The organism is Corallococcus sp. CA054B, assembly GCF_003611625.1.
Lineage (GTDB): Bacteria > Myxococcota > Myxococcia > Myxococcales > Myxococcaceae > Corallococcus > Corallococcus coralloides.
This window is the reverse complement of record NZ_RAVY01000444.1, coordinates 1-410: the sequence shown is the minus strand read 5'-3', so window position 1 is coordinate 410 and position 410 is coordinate 1. Positions and strand designations below refer to the sequence as shown.

The following is a 410-nucleotide window of genomic DNA, read 5'->3' as shown; positions in this document are numbered from 1 at the left end:
AACCCCTCACGGACCACCACACGCAGCACCACGACGTCTTCGGCGCCCTCGGGCATGGTGTACGCGGGCACCTGCCAGCCGTGCGCCCGCAGTGCCTGCGAGATGTCGAACTCGGTGTATCCGGGATCGCCCTTGAGACGGAACGCCACGACCGGGATGGCCGAACCGTCGGAGATCAGCTCGAAGTGCTCGCTGTCGCGCAGCTCGTCGCCCAGCCACCGGGCGGTCTGCGACAGGCACTGCATCACCTGGGTGTACCCGGCGCGCCCCAGCCGCAGGAAGTTGTAGTACTGCCCCACCACCTGGTTGCCGGGCCGCGAGAAGTTCAGCGTGAACGTCGGCATGTCGCCGCCGAGGTAGTTGACCCGGAACACCAGCTCCTCGGGCAGGTGCTCTTTGTTGCGCCACAC

1 protein-coding gene is annotated in these 410 nt (G+C 67.3%); it reads right to left on the bottom strand.

Annotation, left to right across the window (positions count from 1 at the left end):
* Nucleotides 1–410 (bottom strand): pyridoxal-dependent decarboxylase (locus D7V80_RS41245; protein WP_233586113.1); only part of this gene is annotated, 410 nt, incomplete at both ends.